At 42.3% G+C, this 20037-nt stretch carries 19 protein-coding genes; 7 read left to right on the forward strand and 12 right to left on the reverse strand.

What is annotated here, in order from left to right:
• Nucleotides 1-431: 431 nt before the first annotated feature.
• Nucleotides 432-1652, reverse strand: a complete 1221-nt coding sequence (locus tag QNM18_RS11925; protein ID WP_211011362.1) for a serine hydrolase domain-containing protein — start codon at nucleotides 1650-1652, stop codon at nucleotides 432-434.
• A 393-nt stretch (nucleotides 1653-2045) separates the two neighbouring features.
• Between QNM18_RS11925 and QNM18_RS11930 the strand changes: the two genes are divergently transcribed.
• Entirely contained in the window at nucleotides 2046-4286 is a 2241-nt protein-coding gene (locus tag QNM18_RS11930) for a winged helix-turn-helix domain-containing protein (RefSeq protein WP_284137353.1), read from the forward strand.
• Between the two features lie 128 nt (nucleotides 4287-4414).
• On the opposite strand, the gene QNM18_RS11935 is transcribed toward QNM18_RS11930, so the two are convergent.
• From QNM18_RS11935 to QNM18_RS11945, 3 genes are all read right to left on the reverse strand, one after another.
• Complete coding sequence (locus QNM18_RS11935) at nucleotides 4415-4723, reverse strand: hypothetical protein (protein ID WP_211011360.1); 309 nt, start codon at nucleotides 4721-4723, stop codon at nucleotides 4415-4417.
• Between the two features lie 87 nt (nucleotides 4724-4810).
• The gene (locus tag QNM18_RS11940) at nucleotides 4811-5464 is read right to left on the reverse strand and encodes a cupin domain-containing protein (protein WP_211011359.1); all 654 of its coding nucleotides are present in this window, start codon (nucleotides 5462-5464) and stop codon (nucleotides 4811-4813) included.
• A gap of 40 nt (nucleotides 5465-5504) precedes the next feature.
• Nucleotides 5505-6272 (reverse strand): SDR family NAD(P)-dependent oxidoreductase, encoded by a 768-nt coding sequence (locus tag QNM18_RS11945; protein WP_284137354.1) that lies wholly within the window; start codon nucleotides 6270-6272, stop codon nucleotides 5505-5507.
• Nucleotides 6273-6376: 104 nt separating this feature from the next.
• On the opposite strand from QNM18_RS11945, the gene QNM18_RS11950 reads away from it, so the two are divergent.
• The 3 genes from QNM18_RS11950 (at nucleotide 6377) to QNM18_RS11960 (ending at nucleotide 9207) form a co-directional block, all read left to right on the forward strand.
• Nucleotides 6377-6715, forward strand: coding sequence for a winged helix-turn-helix transcriptional regulator (locus QNM18_RS11950; RefSeq protein WP_211011357.1), 339 nt, complete (start codon nucleotides 6377-6379; stop codon nucleotides 6713-6715).
• Nucleotides 6716-6946: 231 nt separating this feature from the next.
• Nucleotides 6947-8326, forward strand: a complete 1380-nt coding sequence (locus tag QNM18_RS11955; RefSeq protein WP_211011356.1) for an L-cystine transporter — start codon at nucleotides 6947-6949, stop codon at nucleotides 8324-8326.
• Nucleotides 8327-8685: 359 nt separating this feature from the next.
• Nucleotides 8686-9207, forward strand: a complete 522-nt coding sequence (locus tag QNM18_RS11960) for a DUF3859 domain-containing protein (RefSeq protein ID WP_211011355.1) — start codon at nucleotides 8686-8688, stop codon at nucleotides 9205-9207.
• A 106-nt stretch (nucleotides 9208-9313) separates the two neighbouring features.
• On the opposite strand, the gene QNM18_RS11965 is transcribed toward QNM18_RS11960, so the two are convergent.
• Entirely contained in the window at nucleotides 9314-10471 is a 1158-nt protein-coding gene (locus QNM18_RS11965) for an acyltransferase family protein (RefSeq protein WP_284137355.1), read from the reverse strand.
• 151 nt (nucleotides 10472-10622) lie between these two features.
• Here QNM18_RS11965 and QNM18_RS11970 point away from each other — a divergent pair, with 151 nt between their 5' ends.
• Nucleotides 10623-11744, forward strand: coding sequence for a sensor histidine kinase (locus QNM18_RS11970; protein WP_284137356.1), 1122 nt, complete (start codon nucleotides 10623-10625; stop codon nucleotides 11742-11744).
• Nucleotides 11744-12361, forward strand: coding sequence for a response regulator (locus QNM18_RS11975; protein WP_211011352.1), 618 nt, complete (start codon nucleotides 11744-11746; stop codon nucleotides 12359-12361). Before QNM18_RS11970 ends, QNM18_RS11975 begins: the two co-directional genes overlap by 1 nt.
• A gap of 109 nt (nucleotides 12362-12470) precedes the next feature.
• Here QNM18_RS11975 and QNM18_RS11980 read toward each other — a convergent pair whose 3' ends face one another.
• The 7 genes from QNM18_RS11980 to QNM18_RS12010 form a co-directional block, all read right to left on the reverse strand.
• Nucleotides 12471-13661 carry an acyltransferase family protein gene (locus QNM18_RS11980; protein ID WP_284137357.1) on the reverse strand — a complete coding sequence of 397 codons (1191 nt, stop codon included), beginning with the start codon at nucleotides 13659-13661 and terminating at the stop codon, nucleotides 12471-12473.
• A gap of 349 nt (nucleotides 13662-14010) precedes the next feature.
• Complete coding sequence (locus QNM18_RS11985) at nucleotides 14011-14400, reverse strand: glutaredoxin family protein (RefSeq protein ID WP_211011350.1); 390 nt, start codon at nucleotides 14398-14400, stop codon at nucleotides 14011-14013.
• A 58-nt stretch (nucleotides 14401-14458) separates the two neighbouring features.
• On the reverse strand, nucleotides 14459-14680 hold the full coding sequence (locus QNM18_RS11990; RefSeq protein ID WP_211011349.1) for a hypothetical protein: 222 nt from the start codon (nucleotides 14678-14680) through the stop codon (nucleotides 14459-14461).
• A 423-nt stretch (nucleotides 14681-15103) separates the two neighbouring features.
• Nucleotides 15104-15325, reverse strand: a complete 222-nt coding sequence (locus QNM18_RS11995) for a hypothetical protein (RefSeq protein WP_211011348.1) — start codon at nucleotides 15323-15325, stop codon at nucleotides 15104-15106.
• Nucleotides 15326-15942: 617 nt separating this feature from the next.
• Nucleotides 15943-16290 (reverse strand): low molecular weight protein tyrosine phosphatase family protein, encoded by a 348-nt coding sequence (locus QNM18_RS12000; protein WP_284137358.1) that lies wholly within the window; start codon nucleotides 16288-16290, stop codon nucleotides 15943-15945.
• 8 nt (nucleotides 16291-16298) lie between these two features.
• Entirely contained in the window at nucleotides 16299-16928 is a 630-nt protein-coding gene (gene prfH, locus QNM18_RS12005; RefSeq protein ID WP_284137359.1) for a peptide chain release factor H, read from the reverse strand.
• The gene (locus QNM18_RS12010; RefSeq protein ID WP_211011345.1) at nucleotides 16925-18091 is read right to left on the reverse strand and encodes an RNA ligase RtcB family protein; all 1167 of its coding nucleotides are present in this window, start codon (nucleotides 18089-18091) and stop codon (nucleotides 16925-16927) included. The genes prfH and QNM18_RS12010 overlap by 4 nt, the downstream gene beginning before the upstream one ends.
• Nucleotides 18092-18644: 553 nt before the next feature.
• On the opposite strand from QNM18_RS12010, the gene argA reads away from it, so the two are divergent.
• On the forward strand, nucleotides 18645-19985 hold the full coding sequence (argA, locus tag QNM18_RS12015) for an amino-acid N-acetyltransferase (protein WP_284137360.1): 1341 nt from the start codon (nucleotides 18645-18647) through the stop codon (nucleotides 19983-19985).
• Nucleotides 19986-20037: the final 52 nt, after the last annotated feature.

Here is a 20037-nt window from a genome sequence, read left to right on the forward strand (position 1 = left end):
TAAATCATGCTCACGACCACTAAAAGGCGTCGATTTGATAGCCTGATAGGGTTGCGAATTACACGATATTTCTTAATAGTCCAAAGGTCAACATGACGTTTACATTAAACATGTTTTTATTTCGGGTATTCTGAATTTTGATAAATTGAGGCCGCACGATTTACCCTATATATCGCTCTATTTAGGTTGGAATAGCAAAAAGTAGCATAGGTGATTGATATTCTGAATTGGGCAAAAGTCGAGTATCTAGTGCAAAATATGCGTTGTGTATGAAGGCAAAGCGTGCCGCTGAGTTATGTAAGTGAGGTTGAATACGCCTTTGTTTGGTGACCTAGATATGGTGAAAAAATCAACGCTGCATGTCGGCTTTAGCGCTTTGAAATAGGCTTGTGCAAGCGCCACATAAGAGGCGCTTTATAAGTGCGCAAGCGCTAAATAAATGCCGGTACAACTCTTTGGGCTATTTGGTCAAAAATAGTGTCTTCTCTGTCGTATCCGGTGATCACGACAGTTAAATCTAACTCTTTGATAATTATCAGACGTTGACCACCACCGCCCCAGGCGATATTGGCGTTGTAGTTTTTACCTTTCACATTGATATCGGTCTGGTACCAGAAGTAACCATAAGAGTAATGTTTGGGGATCCAGTCTGAAACAGGGCGAATGAGCTTTTGCATCGCCTTATTTAGATAATGCTGGGATATCAACTGCTCCCCTTGCCATTTACCGTTATTTTTAACGAGTTGGGCGAGCTTGAGCATATCTCTTGATGTCATTGATGCTCGCCAGCCACCCTCAGGTAATCCGCTTATCGCGTTAGCCCAAGTAAAGTTTGTAATACCTAACTTGTTTAACAATTCTTTCTTGATAAATTGCTCCGCACCACCTGGCACCACGGCATCTATGACTTGCATGACCAAGGTTGGATTGTAATTGCCGTAGCGATATTGTTGAGACTCATCAGTAATTGGTTGGCTGTGTTCTAAGAGTTCTTGGATAAAGCCCTGACCTTTAAGCTTTTTTAGAGTTTTGCTTGATAGCTCATTTTGATTGCGAGATAACTCCTTGGCTTTATCTTCCGAAATTTGCAGACCACCGCTCATAATCAGTGCTTTGTGCAAAGTGATATTTTGTGCTCCTTGGGTGAACTTCTTTGCATCTAACTCAGGTAAAAAATTGACTAAGGGTTTATGTAAGTCCGTCATGGTTAAATAACCAAGTTGAATGGTCCTGCCCAAGAGTAAGCTGGTGTAGCCTTTCACTGCGGATGCTTGGTCATGGGGTAAATTGACTCTACCGCGCAGAAAGTAAGATTCAAAAACCAGTTTTCCTTGATGTGATATCAACATACTGGTGTAGTCACCATGTTTTTTATTAGCTACCTCTTGTGCGAATTGCATAACCACATCTTGGTTTTTGCTATGTAGGGCCAACTTTCCAACTGGGGTGCCATCTTTCATGTCTTGTGGGGCAGCGCTAATAAAGGCTTTATCGAGCTCTGATAGATCCCAAAATCGCCCTTGAAGTTCTTTTTGTGTGGCGACTGGCGCAGTGTGGTTGAATTGTGAATCATTATTAGCCATTGTCGTGCCGCTTAAACTTAACGCAGTGACTAATACCATCGCTTTTTTTAGATTTATAGAATTGCCCATAACAAGCCTCTTAATTTAACATCATTTGCTCAAACGCTACTAGACAAGAAGTTTTGAGCAACTTAAAACACCTTAAATCTTCTAAAATTACAAATAATGCTTGTTTGATAAAAATATATTCAATACTTTCAGTGGTTTATTTTTTTTGACCATGCTGAAATATCCGAGTTCAGCTGATTTTAAAACGAGTTGAGACTTTGGTTTTGAGGCGAATCGGTGTTAGGTACTACACTTTGGCGTTTATTTTTGATATTTCTTTATGCAATCTGCACAATGTCTGAGGCCCAAAGTATTGTCAATTGTGTTCAGTCTACTTGGCAAAAATTAAAAATAGGATGTCAAAGAGGATCGCTGCTTGCAATTTGAAGTATATTTACCGGGTGGGATTAAAGGGTGAGGCATAGTCAACAGTATCAGCTCGGTCGCTGGCAGGTATGTCCGAAGACCAACAGCATCAAAAACAAATCAGAAACCCGTATGCTCGACAATAAGAGTATGCAAGTACTTGTGCTGTTGATCCAAGAAGCCGGAAAAGTTGTCACTAAAGAGAAAATATTCGAACAAGTCTGGGCAGGTAAATTTGTTGCGGCTGATATTTTGTCGGTGACTATCAGCAAAATTCGCAAAGCGCTTGATGACAGCGCACGCAACCCAATTTTTATTAAAACCATACCGAATGAAGGCTACCTGCTTATTGCAGAGGTCAAGAAGGTGGAGTCACCTTATTTATCGAATATGGCGAGCGCTACACGACAACAACTCGCGGCAATATGTTGTGTACTGCCAATTCTATTTCTGATTTGGTATTTTACTCAGTCGGATGAAATAGCCGATCCTCAGTCGTTAAACGTCCATTCTATAGCGGTATTACCGTTTGAAGACTTAAGCCCATTGCAAGATAGCCAATATTTCGCAGAAGGCTTATCCGACGCCATTATCAATCAATTGTCCCAGGTAAAATCGCTTAAGGTAATTTCACGTTATTCATCATTTTTATATCGAGGTAATGACAGCGCTACTGAGATAGGCAAGGCGCTGCAAGTTGACGCGATCCTAGATGGCCATATACAAAAAATGGGTGAGCAAACGCGTATTCATGTAAGAATAATAGGTACCCATGATGGTCAGCTATTGTGGTCGAAAATCTATACTGGTCAATCCGACAATAGTTTTCAGCTTCAAGATGAAGTGAGCGCTTCCTTATCTGGTGTTATAGATAATACTGAAAAATCCGAAGAAAAGCTGAAGCAAAACATTGATGCGCAAGCGTATGAGTGGTATCTAATGGGGCAATATCACTGGCGTCAAAGGACTCCTGATTCATTAAATAAGGCGGTCACCTATTTTAAGCACAGTCTTGCCCTAGAGCCGGAATACGCAGATGCACATATAGGCCTAGCCATTAGTTATGCGTTTTTACACACCTTTGGTAGCTGGGGTGAAATGGCGGCAATCAATGCTGCGCTTCCACATATTGAAAAGGCATTGGCATTGAAGCCCAACTCGCCTTTAGCACTGGCCACGCAGGGTATGCTGTTATCAGACAAAGCTGCGGCGACAGGCAACTTTGCACTTTATCGTCAAGCTCAAGATGCGATGAGTTTATCGCTGGAGATTGAAAGCAGTGCTACGACACATCTTTGGTATAGCAAATTGCTCAATCGCTTGGGTAAACAATCAGAGGCTGTGGCCCACTTGGAGCAGGCGATAATATTAGATCCACTGTCAGCGCCTCTAAAGCGAGCAATGAGCTTTTTATTAAAATCCATGGGGAAACAGAACTCGGCACAACTTATGTACCAGCAAGCCCTAGAGCTGGATCCTGACTCGGATACTCGTTTATTGGATGCCGCTAAGGTGAGTCGACATACTCAGACGTCTATTTTGACGATGGCAAATTGGCATAGGCAGACTCCAGCACTTTTTGATGCTTGTTCAAGTATTGAAGTGTGCGAACAACAAGTGCTCGCTTACCTTAGCGTTGGCGCAGAGCAGGCCGCTCGAGTACTGTTGGATCGAATGGAGCCTTTACATGGCCACTTTGTACATTCGTTGGACATGATTGCTCTGAGCGAAAGTAAAAACGAGGCGCAGATCTTAGTAAATATACGAAATCGAGTGTTTCGACTTCCCTATAGTGTCGCTGCGAGATTAAAACTGGCTCGCGCGCAATATAGAGCTGCGCAATTTGAAGCCGCGAGAAACACTTTGCTACAAGTGTATCCAAGTTGGCAGCACGACACGCTAGGGCGGATTGAGGTGAGCACAGACAACTACCAGTCAATCATATTGTATGCAGCTTCCCTTATACAACTGAACGACGCTAAACGCGGGCAGCAACTGTTAAGTAAAGTAGAAAATTTACTGGGACAAGGCGAAGTGTTTGATAAGGTGCAAACACAATTTTCGTTGGCTGAAGTAAATGCATTGCAAGGAAATCATCAGCGAGCATTAAATCATTTGGCAAACGCGCTAGAAATGGGTTGGGTGGAGTCACTTAACTCTCAGTGGTGGACGCTACAAAATAATCATATGTTGCAGCCATTACAGCCCTTGCCTGAGTTTCAAACCCTGCTTGCAAAACATCTAGAAACGCGAAAAAAACTGGCTGATCGTATTGATGGTTTGCAGTGATTGTGGGAAGGGCTAATTATTCGGTGAATAAAAAAGGCGACTCTTTAAAAGGTTTATACAAATGGCAAGCAATAAGGGTATACGGCAGGGGTGACTACACTGCCGTTTTTTGAGGTAGTAAACGAAACTTAATCCTCAGGCCCATTCAAGGTAAACACCAAGTGTTTACGCATATCTTTCAGGATCACCCCCTTTTTTACCATGGCTGCACTGAGGCGCTTTTGCCATTTAAGTAACTCTGGTTTTGCCGCTTCCAATGCTTGCTCGCTTTCGAATTGGAAGCACAGTAATAGAGAGCTTGGGAAAAGGTGAAATTCCATATCAAACCAGCATTGCAGCATTCCGGGGATTTCTTCGCGGGCTTGCGCCTCGAGTCTGTCGGCGACGTCTAGTACAAGTGCTTGTTGTTTTTCTTGTACTTTAGAGAGTTTTTTCATGGTTGAGCTCCGAATAAGCTGCGATAAATATCGTGATAGGCGAATTATAACCATGCAATAAACCATACAACAACGCTATGTTGCAGCTCATTCAGCTCCTAGATGACCTACTTTTACCAAAATAAGTGTTGGTTGGTCGACATAGGGGGTATGCTCACTCATATGTGGGCTGCGTAACCATGTACCTGCTGGGTATTTGCCATGTTGGTCAATAAACTCGCCCTCCAAAACGAAAATTTCCTCTCCGCCAAAATGTTTATGGGGCACAAATCGCTCTTTGGCGGGCCACTTTACTAGGGCTGTGTGCTGATGAGCAAAGCTGTGTAGTGGCATAACCTGTAAATTGCCTTGCCCCATTTGCCACCTGGTTTCTCTGGTATTGATCCGCACAGTTTGTGTGTCGTGTTGATCAAATTGGTTGAGTTTTACAAAAATAACGCAGCCATGTTGGCTAAAAGGGGCATGCACACTGTTAGGCGGGTTACGCAAATAGGTGCCTGCGGGGTAGTCTCCATGCTCATCAGAAAATACCCCTTCAAGCACAAATATCTCCTCTCCCATCGGGTGTGGATGCGGTTTAAACTTTGAACCTGCGTCGTACTTTACAATGCTGGTGGTGTGACCTGACTCTTTGTCCTCGCGCTCCAGAGGCTTGCGCCAGACTCCTCTGGCGGGGCTGGCTAACCAAGGTTGCTCGGCAGTATGGATAATGACTTGTTCAGCAAAATTCATGTTTAGCATAATATTCTCGTCTTGATTGGATCCTAGGGAGTGACCTTGCCTAATTTCTACCAGCCATCACTCCGCCATCGACATCCATAATCGTGCCCGTTATCCAGCTCGCCTCGTCGGATAATAAAAATAAGATGCTATGGGCAATATCCAGAGGTTCGCCAACTCGTCCAATTGGGTGAAAATCATTGAATGATGCGAGCACTTTTTGCATATCTTTAGGTGCTATAAACGACTCGTAAATGGGGGTCTGGACTACCGCAGGGGCAACCGCATTGACGCGTATATTGACTTCACCAAGCTCCATGGCTAAATGTTGTGTCAGGGCGTGTAATCCTGCTTTTGCCATGGAATATGCTGAAGAAGGCGTTGCCTTTATTGCTTGTTTTGCCCACATCGAGCCTATATTGACAATATTACCGCCTCCAAAACGTTGCATGTTTTTTACTACTGCCTGAGTCAAGATAAACGTTGCTTTGTTGAGATCATGGTATTTATCGTAGTCTGCAATGGTATGTTCCACAAAAGGGGTAGGTGAAAAATAACCTGCTGCATTGACGAGGTAGCCATAGTGTGTGTCCTTGCTGGCGATGCTATACGCTAGTTGCTCGACCGCCTTGATATCATATAAGTCGATTTGTAGGCCTTTAATCTCACCCAATGTGCTAAGTTCATCAACCGCAGCGTTTAGCTTATTGGGGTTGTTGCCAAGTACTTCAACTTTGACACCTGCTTGCAATAGTTGTTTGGCGGTTTCAAAGCCCATACCGCTTGAACCACCTATGATAAGGGCTGTGCCATTACTGAAAAAAGTCATAATCACGTCTCTTGTTTTTGAAAGTCGTGATAATATTAATTTTAACAAAAGCCCCTGAATAGTAAGTACAATTTGGTTAGGTAGGTACTTTTTGGTACATCTTTATGACTTTACAAGAGAAAAAAATTTCAAGAAAGTTAGCACCGCAATCGAGTGCGAGAATGGTCGAGACTATTTATGGCTGTAAGTGGTCTTTAACTGTCTATCAATTACTAAAAGCTGGGGTTAATCGACCTGGGGAAATGGTGCGGCAAGTTGAAGGGCTATCAACCAAAGTGCTCAATCAATGTCTTAAGCGTAACGTCGAGTTTGGAATTTTAGATAAACATGTGTTCAATGAGCTGCCTCCGCGAGTTGAGTATAAGGTGACGCCATTTGGCGAGAAATTCTTAGCGATTTTAGATCAGCTAGAGGCGCTTCAAAATGATCTAGATGCTTTATAGGCAACCAAGTTGGCATCGAGGCTTCATGGGTGCCACTACAAAATATACACTGTCGCTGTGTACTTACTTTGTCTTAGTCAAAAAAGCAGCAAATCAATAACTCGAAAATATATCTCATTCCGAATCATTCTTTCCAGTAACGCAATAATTTATTACTGTGCGCGCTATGAAAAAATTCCGAACTATCTTCTTTTAGGTTTTCTCTCTTATTGAGCATTCAAAGGTAAATATATGTCCTTCATCGCTATGGTGAGCCTTGCTGTTTTTGCTGCAATTCTCGTTCTTCTATTCCAAACTCAGAAAAAAGGCGCAACGCTTTCTCGACTTGTTTTAATTGGCCTGTCATTGGGCAGTGTTTTTGGTTTCGCTTTGCAGTTTTCGTTGGGGGAAGGGCATCAGGCCATAGAAGAAACCCTAAATTGGACTAATGTTGTTGGCAGCGGTTATGTCGCATTGCTTAAAATGATCATCATGCCATTGGTACTGGTGTCGATGATAGCAGCTGTAGTAAAGCTAGAAAAATCAGGTGCGCTTGGCAAAATAAGCGGCATTACTATTTCAGTGTTAGTCGTCACGACCATGATTGCGGCGCTCATTGGTATCTTTATTACGCAATTATTTGGGTTGAGCGCAGAAGGCTTAACCGAAGGGGCGCGAGAAACATCGCGTATTGCGGTTTTGGCATCTCGAAGTGAAACGGTGAGTGACCTTTCTATTCCGCAGATGTTGCTAAGCTTCATTCCAACTAATATTTTTCAAGATTTGGCATGGGAGCGCTCTACTTCAATTATCGCGGTTGTGATTTTTGGTATTTTAACAGGTATAGCGGCACGTAAAGTGATGGCTGAGCGCGAAGAGTTAGAAACGCCGATCCGTACATTCGTTGAGACTGTACAAGCTGTGGTTATGAGATTAGTTAAAATGGTGATCTCACTAACGCCATACGGTGTAGCGGCATTAATGGCTAAGGTTGTAGCAACATCAAGTCTTGCGGATATCACTAATTTGCTTGGTTTTATCGTGGCATCTTACTTAGCAATCTTTTTGATGTTTGTTGTACATGGTTTGTTAGTGGGTCTGTTTGGTGTAAGCCCTAAACAGTTTTTCCAAAAAATTTGGCCGGTATTGACGTTTGCATTTACATCGCGCAGCAGTGCCGCAACTATCCCTTTGAACGTGGACACGCAAATTAATAAGCTCAATGTACCGCCTGCGATTGCTAACCTATCGGCATCATTTGGCGCGACAATAGGTCAAAATGGCTGTGCAGGGATCTATCCTGCGATGCTGGCAGTGATGGTGGCTCCAAGTATGGGCATTAACCCTATGGATATCTCGTTTATACTGTCTTTGGTGGCGATTGTGGCGATCAGCTCATTTGGTATCGCAGGTGTTGGTGGGGGCGCGACATTTGCAGCGTTAATTGTGTTGCCTGCGATGGGTCTACCAGTGACTATTGCAGCACTACTGATTTCTATTGAGCCACTGATTGATATGGCACGTACTGCTTTGAATGTTTCTGGTTCCATGACAGCAGGTACAATTACACATCGTATTTTAGGTAAACAAGCAGATGTGGAGGCTGTTGAACAGCCAGTTGCACAGTCATAAATAAGTACTTAGGGGCCTGCTTAGCAGGCCTTTTGCCAAACAAGTAACACTCCCTTTCCCTCTTACATTTCAAACTTTGATTACGTTTTGTCATTTGATCGTTTAAGTATTTGTAGCTTTTAGAGTCGTATTTGGCACAGTAGACGCTTGGGCTAGTTAACAAGCAGGACCAGACTATCTTGTTAAATGATATGGAAGATTGTGATTGGCTTAGGCTGCGTTGGTAGTTTATATTGTTGAACACGGAGTGTACCCAAAGCTAAATAACTTTGCCGGTCAGCACTAAAGGTAGCCTGTTTATCGGCTGTATTTATCGGTTAAGTGGCGCTCATTGTGAAATGAGTGAACAGAGGTGAACTATGTTAAAAGCGCTACTGTTTTGTATTCTTGTTTTATCAAATTTTGCTTCTATGGCAGCGCAGTCAAGCAGAAGTAAGATAGAGTCTGTGGTATTTGTCCATTCTTATATAGAAAAAATAGGTGGCGAACTAATCCAAGATGAAAGTTCACTGAGCGGCGTGATGAACGTAGATGAACAATCAAAAACGCTTAAAGAAAGAACTTGGATCATCCCTAATAGATTAGGCACCGGCTTTGAAATTGGTATTGCTTTTTTATCTATCCCTGAGCATGTAAATAACCTTGATGTTCGGATCTCCTACCCAGAAATGATACTCCCTAGTGGGGAGAAAAGATCTCAATTAAATCGGCAAGTAGATATTACAGGGCACAATGGTGAGTATATTTGGGGTTTTGCCTATTACTTTGATTATCCATATGAAGCAACGCCAGGTGATTGGTATATTGAGATTCACGCAAAAGGTAATTTGGTACATAGCTCTAAGTTTACCGTTGTAGAGGATGACAAAGAGTTTGAGTAATTCCCCCGATATTGTTAAGCGTTGGCAGCAGCATCCACACAGGGTATGCCATCTAGTGACTGCTGCTTGGTAATATCCGAAACAAAGTGTAGATGGGCCACTCCCCTTATGTATACTCAGGCTTTTTTTTGCCATTCAATAAGTGACCTAAAAAACGTCCTCGGACTAGAAAGTGGTAGGTTAATAAAGAGCTTGATAAGGTGGCAAGTAGGCTTATTGTAAACTTTGCAAATACAGACAAGTCGAGGTTAATGAGGGGAAACTGGATATAAAGTAGCAGCGGAACATGGACCAAATAAACCCAATACGACGCTTCTGAAAGGTATCGACTTAATCTGTTTGCTCGATTTAAAAAGAGGTAACCTAACTGTAGTACGAGTACAGTCCAACTTACTATGGCAACCGCTTGAATGGCCACTAAGCGCATGTGTCGCCAACCCGTAGGGGTAAAGGAACCTTGTTTCGCTGCTTCAATTACTTGTTCTAATGTTGGTGGTTCAGGCAAATAAGTTAGGTAAAGGCTTACTGATATCAGCGCAATAATTGTTGTTAATATGATTGTCTTGATACTGCATTCTAGCCTGTACGGTTTGTGGTGTAATCCTATGCCCATAACATAAAAAGCCCCGTAAAAGACGAGCCCCCATAATTGAGGCTGGATCTTATCGGGTGCGGGAAACGGCACAGGCTGGCCCAGCAGTGCAGCAAAACTGAGTGTGGCAACAGCTAAACACGCGATAATTGGCTTTGCGAAGACGCTGCATAGGTATTGGCATCGGGTTGAAATATGCATTATCACCCAATGTAATAAACAAAGCTGCATTAATAACCACAAAAACCACAAATGCATGGTGCTAATCTGTGGCGTTTCAATAACTTTAAAGACAGTAAAAATGGCGGGTACAGGATCGGCAATATCTGCACCCCAAGTGAGTACATGCACGAACGAGGCCGCCAATAAAGGGAAGAATATAATAAAGGGGATGAGTATTCGTTTTAGCCTTAATTTGATAAACGCATAAGTACTATTTTGTTGGATAATTAATGCACTACAAAAGCCTGCGATAACAAAAAACAGTGGCATGCGAAATAAATGCAGCCAATTTGAAAGCACATCAAAAAATACCGAGTTACTTGGATCGGCACTAAGCCAAATGTTTTTAAAGTATGGCCCATAAGTGAGGGCTGTATGAAAGATGACGCCCAGTATAAGTGCAGTGCTGCGCAAGTTATCAATGAAGTGAAAGCGTGGTGTGTATTGCATAATAGACTCTCTATTTCTTTCAATACACATATGCTAACCGTCGAAATCAGACCGCCACTAGTCACAAATTGCCTATTTAACCTATGACATCTGTCACTGTTTTTGAACCGACACATTTGCCATAATGGTTAAAAAAACGAAGTAGTACACTATGGGCTCTCAGATCAGACACACAACAGATTGGCGCTTTTCAACTATAGCTTCATGGCTTGGGGTGACCTGTGCCTGTGCATACTATGCCAATTCGTCAACATCCTTGTTGCTGCAGCTACCTGTGAGTGTAGCCATACTGCTGCTATTATTTTATGTAATAAAAAACCCTAATAAACACGTAGTTCTTGTCGCTGTTTGCTATCTTTTACTGATATTGTCATTAGTGCCTCTTTCTACAACAACATTGTTATTTATCCATGCTGTGATGTTTTCTGCGGTATTTAGCCCACACTTTTCGTTTCCCAAGGTCATGCTATTTGTTTCTTTGATAATGTTTGCATATGGCCTGTATCATTTTGAACGTTGGCAAGGTGAGATCCCTTGGATAACTTTTGTTGTCTGGTTCTTTTTTTGCAGTATGAATTGGTTTGTCAGCCGTCGAATAGTTGAAAGTTTAAATATGCACTATGAATCGCGGCAAAACTACAAAGAACTCCAAGCGGCGCAGCATATGATGGCTATTATGTCGGCCGCGCAAACGCGGCAGCATATTTCTCGAGAGCTGCACGACTCACTTGGCCACAAGTTAACCGCTTTGAGCATAAACTTAGACTTTACGAAACGGGTTGCACCTAACGATGTCGCAAAGTCGCTAGAGACATGCCATCAACTTAGCCAAGAGGTGCTCTCGGAAGTACGCGATATCGTCTCTGTGCAACGCAATGACAGTGCTTTACTTGCGCATGCGTTAAAAGAGATTATTGACATGACACCTAGGTTGCGATGTGACTTAGCGTTAGATGTCGATGAAAAAAGGATTTCGCAGCAGCACACTCTGTGCATTGTACGATTTTGCCAAGAGATGATCAGTAATACGTTAAAACATACTCAGGCAAAAGAGTTCTTTTTACACGTCTCGGTAGAAGTAAGAGGGGAGACCGAGCTGTTAGTCGCCAAGGCATGGCACAGCCAAAAAGAGTCCAAGTTGCCCAAAGCGGGTAACGGTTTAGTTGGCTTGACTGAGCGAATGGCACAATTCGGTGGTCACTTTGAGCAATCCCTTGAGAACAGTCAGCTTTTGAATGTTATGACTTTACCCCTTGAGCTAGGAAAAGAGTGATGATTTCATGTCTTTTGGTTGAAGATCAAACTCTAGTTCGGCTGGGGTTGGAAAGTCTACTGAATTTGAGTGAGTGTATTAGAGTCACTGGTGTTGCTCAAAACGGTATTGAAGCATTGGAGCGAATAAAAGAGGCCCAGTTTGATGTAATGTTGTTAGATATGCGCATGCCTGAGTTAGATGGCCTTGGGGTATTAAGCGCAATGCAAAAACTCCCTCAGCCCACACCTCCTGTGCTGATCATCACGACTTTCGAAGATTGTGATACGCTAGTCAATGCCGTCAATTTAGGGGCAAAAGGGTATGTTTTAAAAAGCATTGAGCTTGAAGACCTCATTGAGGCCATTAAACAGGTGGTAGCAGGGCAGCAAGTATTGCAAAAAGCACTCACCGATTACTTACTAAAAAAGCAGTTGGTGCCACAAATGATGCTAACAACAAAAGAGCTTCAGGTTTTGAAATGTTTGACTTTGGGGATGCCCAACAAAGAGATCGCAATCACTTTAAACAACTCAGATGGCACGATCCGCAATCACGTATCGCAGATCCTGGCGAAATTAGACGTTAATGATCGTACTCAGGCGGTATTAAAAGCTTTTGATAAGGGGTTAGTATAAGCGCTGACATCAGTACCGTATTGATATGGGATGACAATTCAAGTTATTCCGTTGGCTTTGCCTTTTCAACACCGCACAAAGTGGGGGACTCTGCCCCCGTTCAATGAGACTATTTTGCTAGCGCGTTATTTTCGCTTTTTGGAGAAAGAGGTGACGTGGGCTTTTTTCCATTTAATAAATGACCTATAAAGCGTCCTCTGATCAAATAATGATAGCTAACCAGTGAGATAACCAAAGTGCCGCTCACACTGAGAATAAACTTAACTGCAGCAGGTAAATCAATATTGGTAAGTGGAAGCTGCATATAAAGCAAAATTGGCACATGCACTAGATATACCCAGTACGATGATTCTGATATGTAACGACTGACTTTACTCTCTTTGTTTAAATAGTTGTAACCAAGAATAAGCGCCAATGCGGTCCAGCTGACAATTGCAATCGCTTGAATTGCCACTAGCAGCGAGTGCTGCGCACCTGATGGCGCAAAGTAGCCCTGTTGTGCGGCTTCAATTACTTGTGTGAGAGTTGGTGATGCGGGTAGCAATAGGAAGTAGTACCCAAGTGATACAGTCGCTACACCAGCGATAACCAAAGTGCTTTTAACTCCTCGGGCGATCACCTGTAGATTGTTATATAAAATAGCGCCTGCAAAGTAAAAAGCACCATAAAAGCCCCATGCCCAAAATTGCGGATACAGCTTGTCTGGGGCGTGGAAAGGGACAGGTTGTGCTAAAAGCGATATAAAGCTACAAACTACGAGTGCGAGCAACAAAACAAGTGGGTTTGTCGTTACTTTCAACAGATATTTGTAAATGCTAGAAAAGCGAGTTAAACACCAATGAAGTATGCAAAGCTGCATTAGGACCCATAAAAACCACAAATGTATGGTGCTGATCTGTGGGTTCTCAATAGCTTGAATGACTCCAAAAAGTGCCGGAACGGGGTTCGCGACCTCTGTGCCCCACATGAAGATATGAAGAAATATAGCAATGATGATTGGATAGAAAACAAGAAAAGGAATTAAGACGCGTTTAAATCGCAATGTGATAAAGGATTGCTCATTTTTTCGAGCAATTAGAAGTGCACTACAAAAACCTGCAATTAAAAAAAATAATGGCATCCTAAACAAATGTAGCCAGTTTGCGAGGTAGTTGAAAAATACACTGGTATTGGGATCTGCGCTAAACCATATATTTTTAAAATAAGGTCCGTAGGCAATCGCTGCATGGAAAATAATTCCAAGTAATAGAGCCATACTGCGTAAATTATCAATGAAGTAAAAACGTGAGTTTTGTTGCATTGTGTTAAGTCCGATTAATTTAAAATCCTTGTATTATTGCGTCTGTGAGTTGCTTTGAGCTGCGCAAATAACTTGTGTCAACTATGGCATTTGGCACCGCTCTAGAATGTAAGTAAGTGTAATTAAGTGTATAGAGCAGATCCCTTCGCAATTGCACTTAGCGCGCGAATGTGAATGACTTTGCATTGTGGGGCCTAGTTCTGTGCACTATTCAATCGCGGCTTGAAACCTGAGAAAATATAATGCCAGAGTAGCTTCAAGTAATTGCGAAAGTGGTGCTAAGTAGTATGTTTGATTGGTGATGCAAAAAGGGCCTAGTGTTGAAGCTCGCTGACCCTTCGCGTTAGGGCTAGAGCAGCTGGTGGCTCTTTAATTGTGTTTCTAGTGCGGCTTGGTTAAAGCCTCGGATCAAGCCATCAGATACCAAAATTAGGGGTAACACTTCACCACCTAATGCCTCAAACTCTTTAAGTGCTTCGGCATCTTGCTCAATATCCACTTTTACGAAGGCAATATTACGTTGTTCTAAATATTGTGCTGTTTTTTTACAAAAAGGGCACCATTGGGTGGTATATATCTTAATGGGTGTCGTTGAATTTACACCGTATGAGCTATAGTCCCCTTTTTCAATTTGCTGGCTTGCAAACAAGCTTTGGATTGCCTGCATACCATAGCCTCCACCAAGCCAACCTAGGCCGAGGGCAAGAGCAAAAATAACCAGATACTTTATTATATTCATTGTTCTACTCACGGGGTTAAAATGAGCGATAGCAGGTACTATCGCTCAGGGTGATTAATTATGCACAGTCGCGCATACATTGTGCTTTAATCGTGCGGCAGTTATATCCAGGTGTTCCGCCCCACTGACACACATAAAACTGGTACCCGCAGTAGTTTTCTAATGTGCCAAAGCTCTGCCAGTTACAGCCATGTGTATAACCATTGCTTGCAGAGACAGCAAGAGAAGTACCTAGTCCCATGGCGATCCCCATGACGGCCATTGCTATTTTTTTATTCATTGTATTTCCTTTATCATTTTAACAGCGAGTAAAAATTACTCACCGCTAAATATGTAATCGCGCTTGGTGGAATGAGTCAATAAATAGTGTGAATTTTGAATTGATTAAAATTCAACCTGCCTTGTGCGCTGCGGGATTTACTGTTCTAGATTGAAAAATATAGGATTTAAAACCTATCTACATTAATAATTTTATATTTTAATGATTGAGTCAGACGTTGAATTTATCAACTTTGTAGCTACAGCTTATCTATTCTGCTTTTTAACTGTGTCTTTTGGGAAAGTTACAGTAAAGTGCGCAGGCACATTAGATATGAATTCATCAAGAAGATATACAAAGCCATATTGCAGGTTCAGTATGGCAACGACAATGCGAGAAAAAAATAGTAGACTCTATGTAAAAGAGCCTACCAACTTTGTTGCCTTATCCGCAATCACTCATACATTGCGCTTTGATGGTACGACAGTCGTAACCCGGTGTATAACCCCACTGACAAACATAAGCTTGAAAACCGCAGTAGTTTTCTAGTGTACCGTGCGATTGCCAGTTACAGCCGTGCGTGTACCCATTACTTGCAAAAACTGCAAGGGAAGTTCCTAGTCCCATAGCCAGTCCCATGACTGCCATTGTCATTTTTTTATTCATCTAATTTCCTTTATCACATTTAAAGTGAACAAAAATTGCTCACAGGTAAATAAAGTAATAGTGCTTTACACTTTGAGTCAATGGTATTGTGTGAATTTTCAGTTGATTAAAATTCACTCGCTTTAGTGGGGTGGAAATCGGACGCGATTAATATGAAAGATATTAAATTTATGCTGTTTTTTGTAATAGAGGCTATCTTGCAAAAAGCGACTCTACTATGAGTCTGTCCGCCAATGGTTTTTTGAGGTGCAGATTTAATCCATTGTTTTTTAAACTTATACTTCTATGCTGAGGTAAATGTAAGGCTCCTTAAACAAAATAAATAACATTTGAATGGCAGCTGTAAGACATTTTTCCATCAACTGTTCATTTGTGTGCTTCACGTAAACGTATTAAATGCAAACTAACTGGCAACATTGTTAGAGTCTGCGAATTTGCCACAAGAGGTCAATGAAGATACTTTTCAGCTATATAAGCCGTAGTAATTAGGGCGGTAAGGGCCTATTTATCATAGCGCCATTAGTAAAAAGCGCCTTCTCTCATCGCTATGAGCTAAGAGGTAGAAGGCGACATTTAAGGTATGTAGGTGCGTTTTTACTTGAAAGTTGTGTTGTTAGTTACAGGGGGAGTGCTAAATAGGCGCCGACAGTTGCTTTGAGTATTTCAACCAATGCATCATCCATAAAATGGTAATCATCTGGTATATCAAGCACCTGGATATTTTTATACAGCAAGAGTTGTGTAAACTTAGCTCGCAAGCGGCACTTATGCTTTTCTTCCATAACAAAAATGATATCTGCCCATTGAATATCCCCTTTGTTTACTGTGCGCTTTGCTTTAGGGCTAGTACCGGCTGAGCGCACCGAGAGGTTTGCGTGGTTTTTCCACACTTGCTCGCCAGTAGGGCTTCGCCATTGGTTGCGACTACAAATAAATAATACGTTTATCTTTGTTGGACCTAACATAGTTAGCTTCACTTCCTAACAGGGGCGAAGTTAACCCCTTTAAACGTTTTAACTGGGTTGCCTCGCTCTACTTCTCGGTGATGTTGCCAACGAGACTTTTGCTGGACGCTTATGTCTGCTTCTTGCTTTGCGGCTAGTTTTTGTAGTAGCAATGCACTGGCAAGTTTTTTATTTGCATGTTGACTACGCTCACTTTCAACTCGAACAGAGAGGCCTGTCTTTACATGGATTGCCCGTACTGCTGAGTCTGTTTTATTGACATGTTGACCGCCAGCACCACTGGCGCGACATGCCTGAAATGTAATTTCACTGTCAACTTGGCGTTCGTTTACTTGATAGACTCGCCCGCTAAAAAACCAGTTTTTGCGTTTTTGCATTGGTCTGAACTGGCTTTCACAGGTCCACAATAAAGCGCCTTGCCAACTGAGTGCAAATTGCTGTGTGACCTCTTGATTGGGTGATGATAGTTTGACGACAACTGACTTATAGCAGCCGACTTTTGAGGCCGGTATAAGCTCTACTACATCACAACAAATACCCCGCTTCTTACTTTCTTTTTGCAATTGAACAAAAGCAAGCGCCACAGCTTTGCAGCATTCGAGAGGACCTAGCCCTGAAGATAGTTGTAACAAGATCACTCTGCGCAGCTCCCATTGGTCTTAAAGGTTAGGACTGGGCGTAACTTTGCGACGACATTGATTAACCTTGCTTCAACGAGATCTGTGATGATGGATTCGCATTTTTTATAAGCTTGAGGTGCTTCATCGTAAAGCAGCTCTTTGTTACCACATATCACGCGACTCCCCAGTTCTGTTCGATATAGATCTTCGCGTTTATATTTGTGACTGAGTCTGCTTTGACACGCGCCGCGCTGCCACTTTCTTCCTGCACCATGGGCGAGAGAAAATAAACTAGCTAATGTGTGTTCATTTGGTACAGCATACGGCTTAACCAAGTAACTATAATCTCCTCGAGAACCCGGAATAACTACGTAGCCTTGGTCACTTGGTGTTGCACCTTTGCGATGCAACCAGCCTTGGGTATCGTCAATTTTTTGCGGTGATACTAAATTGTGGTTGATATCTAATATGCAGTGACCATCGGATCTTATCGCCGCTAAAAATCGCAAAGCGATCAATTCTCGATTAAGCTCAGCCCACCTTAGTGCTTCGTTGTGTGCCGCGATATAAGAAGCAAAGTCGATATCATTGACGTTCAAACCGCTGTGGTTATGTTTGGTGATGTGTTTGACTAAAATAGATTGGCCCAACCCACGAGAACCTGAGTGTACCAATAACTGAAGGTGCTTTTTGTCTATACCCAAGGCATCCAGTGCGGCTTGATCATAGACTTGGTCTATGGCTTGAAACTCGGCAAAATGGTTGCCTCCACCGATGGTGCCAAGAGCGTGATCATAGCTATTTGTCGTAATGCTTTTTTCATTTTTACGTGATTCAATGAACGTATGCCAGCTGTCATCAAGGGGCTGTTCTACATGGTTAAACTTCTTTGCCAGTTTATCTAAATTGAGCTTCGAGATTTTTGCAGATGTTTGCCATAACGACATACCACAGCCAATGTCATTGCCTATCAATGCTGGGTATATCTTGCCAGTGGTAAAAAAGGCCGCACCAATTGGGTAGCCTCTACCTGGGTGTAAGTCCGGCATACCTGCAACACGGTGCATATTTTCAAGTTCAGATGTTTTTATCAGCTGTTGTACAGCAAGCCCTTCAATCCATGTATCTTTAGATGCAATAAGGGCTGTATTTTCAGTAAGTTTTTGGACGCAGTTGCCCATAATACCAATACCTTTATATAGGAATTAAAACGGAAAACGTATTGGCAGGCCATATTTCACAATAAGTGACTGTGGGTAACTTAAAAGGAAGCTATATCAGGAGTTGAGTTTGCTTTCAGCTACTTAGCGGATGAGACCTGCAAAGGATAAATGTGTGTTTGTCATGAATTTTTCTCCTCTACAGTTAGTTGATAGTGCGGCGAGATAATAGCCATAGAAGCCTGCTAAAGCAATTAAAAAATGTGGGAAAATATGTAGTTCGGAGTTATTTAGCGTGAAAAAGATGATGCTTGATAGTGAATAATAATTAATTTTCTGTTGTGTTAAGTATTTTATTTTTAAGGTGTCAAACGCTTGGTTAGACTGGGGTTTTTATTCATCACTTTGTTTTATAGGTTTTTTTGTTTTTGCTTCATTGTTTTTCCTGACGTTTACGGAGAATTAAAATTCAAAATTAAAGAATAAAAATTCTTTAATTTTGAATTTTAATTCTCTATGATGGGGGTTCGTTTTGATAAATTCAATTATTGGCACTTTTAAAAGGTAAATGCTCGTGCGTACGACCGAACTCGTAGATGGTTTTCGTCAATCAACCCCTTATGTGAACGCTCACCGAGGGAAAACTTTTGTTGTGATGCTTGGTGGTGAAGCGGTTGATCAACCTGGATATCGCAGCATTATTAACGATGTGGCGTTGCTGACCAGTCTTGGTATTAAAATTGTGTTGGTATTTGGTGCTAGACCGCAGTTTGATAATGCGTTGTCCAATGCGGGTCTTCACAGTAAATTTCACAATCATATTCGGGTCACTGATGGAGATTCTCTCCACATTATCAAGCAAGTGAGTGGGGCTATGCAGCTTGATATAACAGCCATGTTATCAATGTCTCTAAGTAGCACACCTATGTCGGGAACATCACTCAATGTGGTGAGCGGGAATTTTGTAATTGCACAACCGATAGGAATTGATGAAGGGGTGGATTATCACCACTCTGGTCGTGTGCGACGTGTTGATGTAGAGGGTATTCGTCACCAACTTGATAATAACAGCATTGTCTTACTCGGTCCTATTTCGGCTTCGGTGACAGGCGAGAGTTTTAATTTAACTGCCGAGGAAATTGCAACGCAAGTCGCACTGCGCTTAGATGCAGATAAGATGCTTGGTTTTTGCCATGAAGCCGGTATCTTGGATGAACACGGAGAAGCCATTGCTGAGCTAATGCCCAATGAAGCTGAGCTGCTATTGGCCCGCGGAGAAACTTGTAATGCACCTTGTAAAAGTGCAGCCGTGTTTTTACAGGCCTCAATTGAAGCATGCCGTGGCGGAGTACACCGCTGTCATTTGGTCAGTTATAGAGAAGATGGCGCCTTGTTGCAAGAGCTCTTTTCACTCGATGGGATCGGTACTCAAATTGCACCTCAAAGCTCCGAGCAACTGCGCAGCGCAAGTATCGCCGATATCAATGGTGTGCTCAATTTAATTCGCCCTCTAGAAGAACAAGGCTATCTAGTCAGGCGCTCTCGTGAGCAGTTAGAGATGGAAATAGAGCAATTTACTGTGATAGAGCGTGATGGAGTGATTATTGCGTGCGCTGCGTTTTACCCATTTTCGGAGGATCAGGTCGGTGAATTTGCAAGCCTTGCTGTACACCCACAATACCGGGATGCCGATCGGGGCAGTTTTTTACTGCGTACTGTCATTAATAAAGCGCGTCGGCAAGGCTATAAGGCTTTGTTTGCACTGACAACTCGTAGTATTCATTGGTTTTTAGAGCAAGGTTTTGATTGTGCGGGAATAGAGGACTTACCAGCAAAGAAGAAGTCACTTTATAACTACCAAAGGCGCTCTAAAATTCTTAAGTTAGACTTAACTCGATTGCCTAAAAACCGATAGTTATGCAAATAAAATGGGGCCAAAGGCCCCATTTTTTTATGTCGTGAAATGC

Source organism: Pseudoalteromonas obscura (assembly GCF_030135505.1).
Classification (GTDB): Bacteria; Pseudomonadota; Gammaproteobacteria; order Enterobacterales; family Alteromonadaceae; genus Pseudoalteromonas; species Pseudoalteromonas obscura.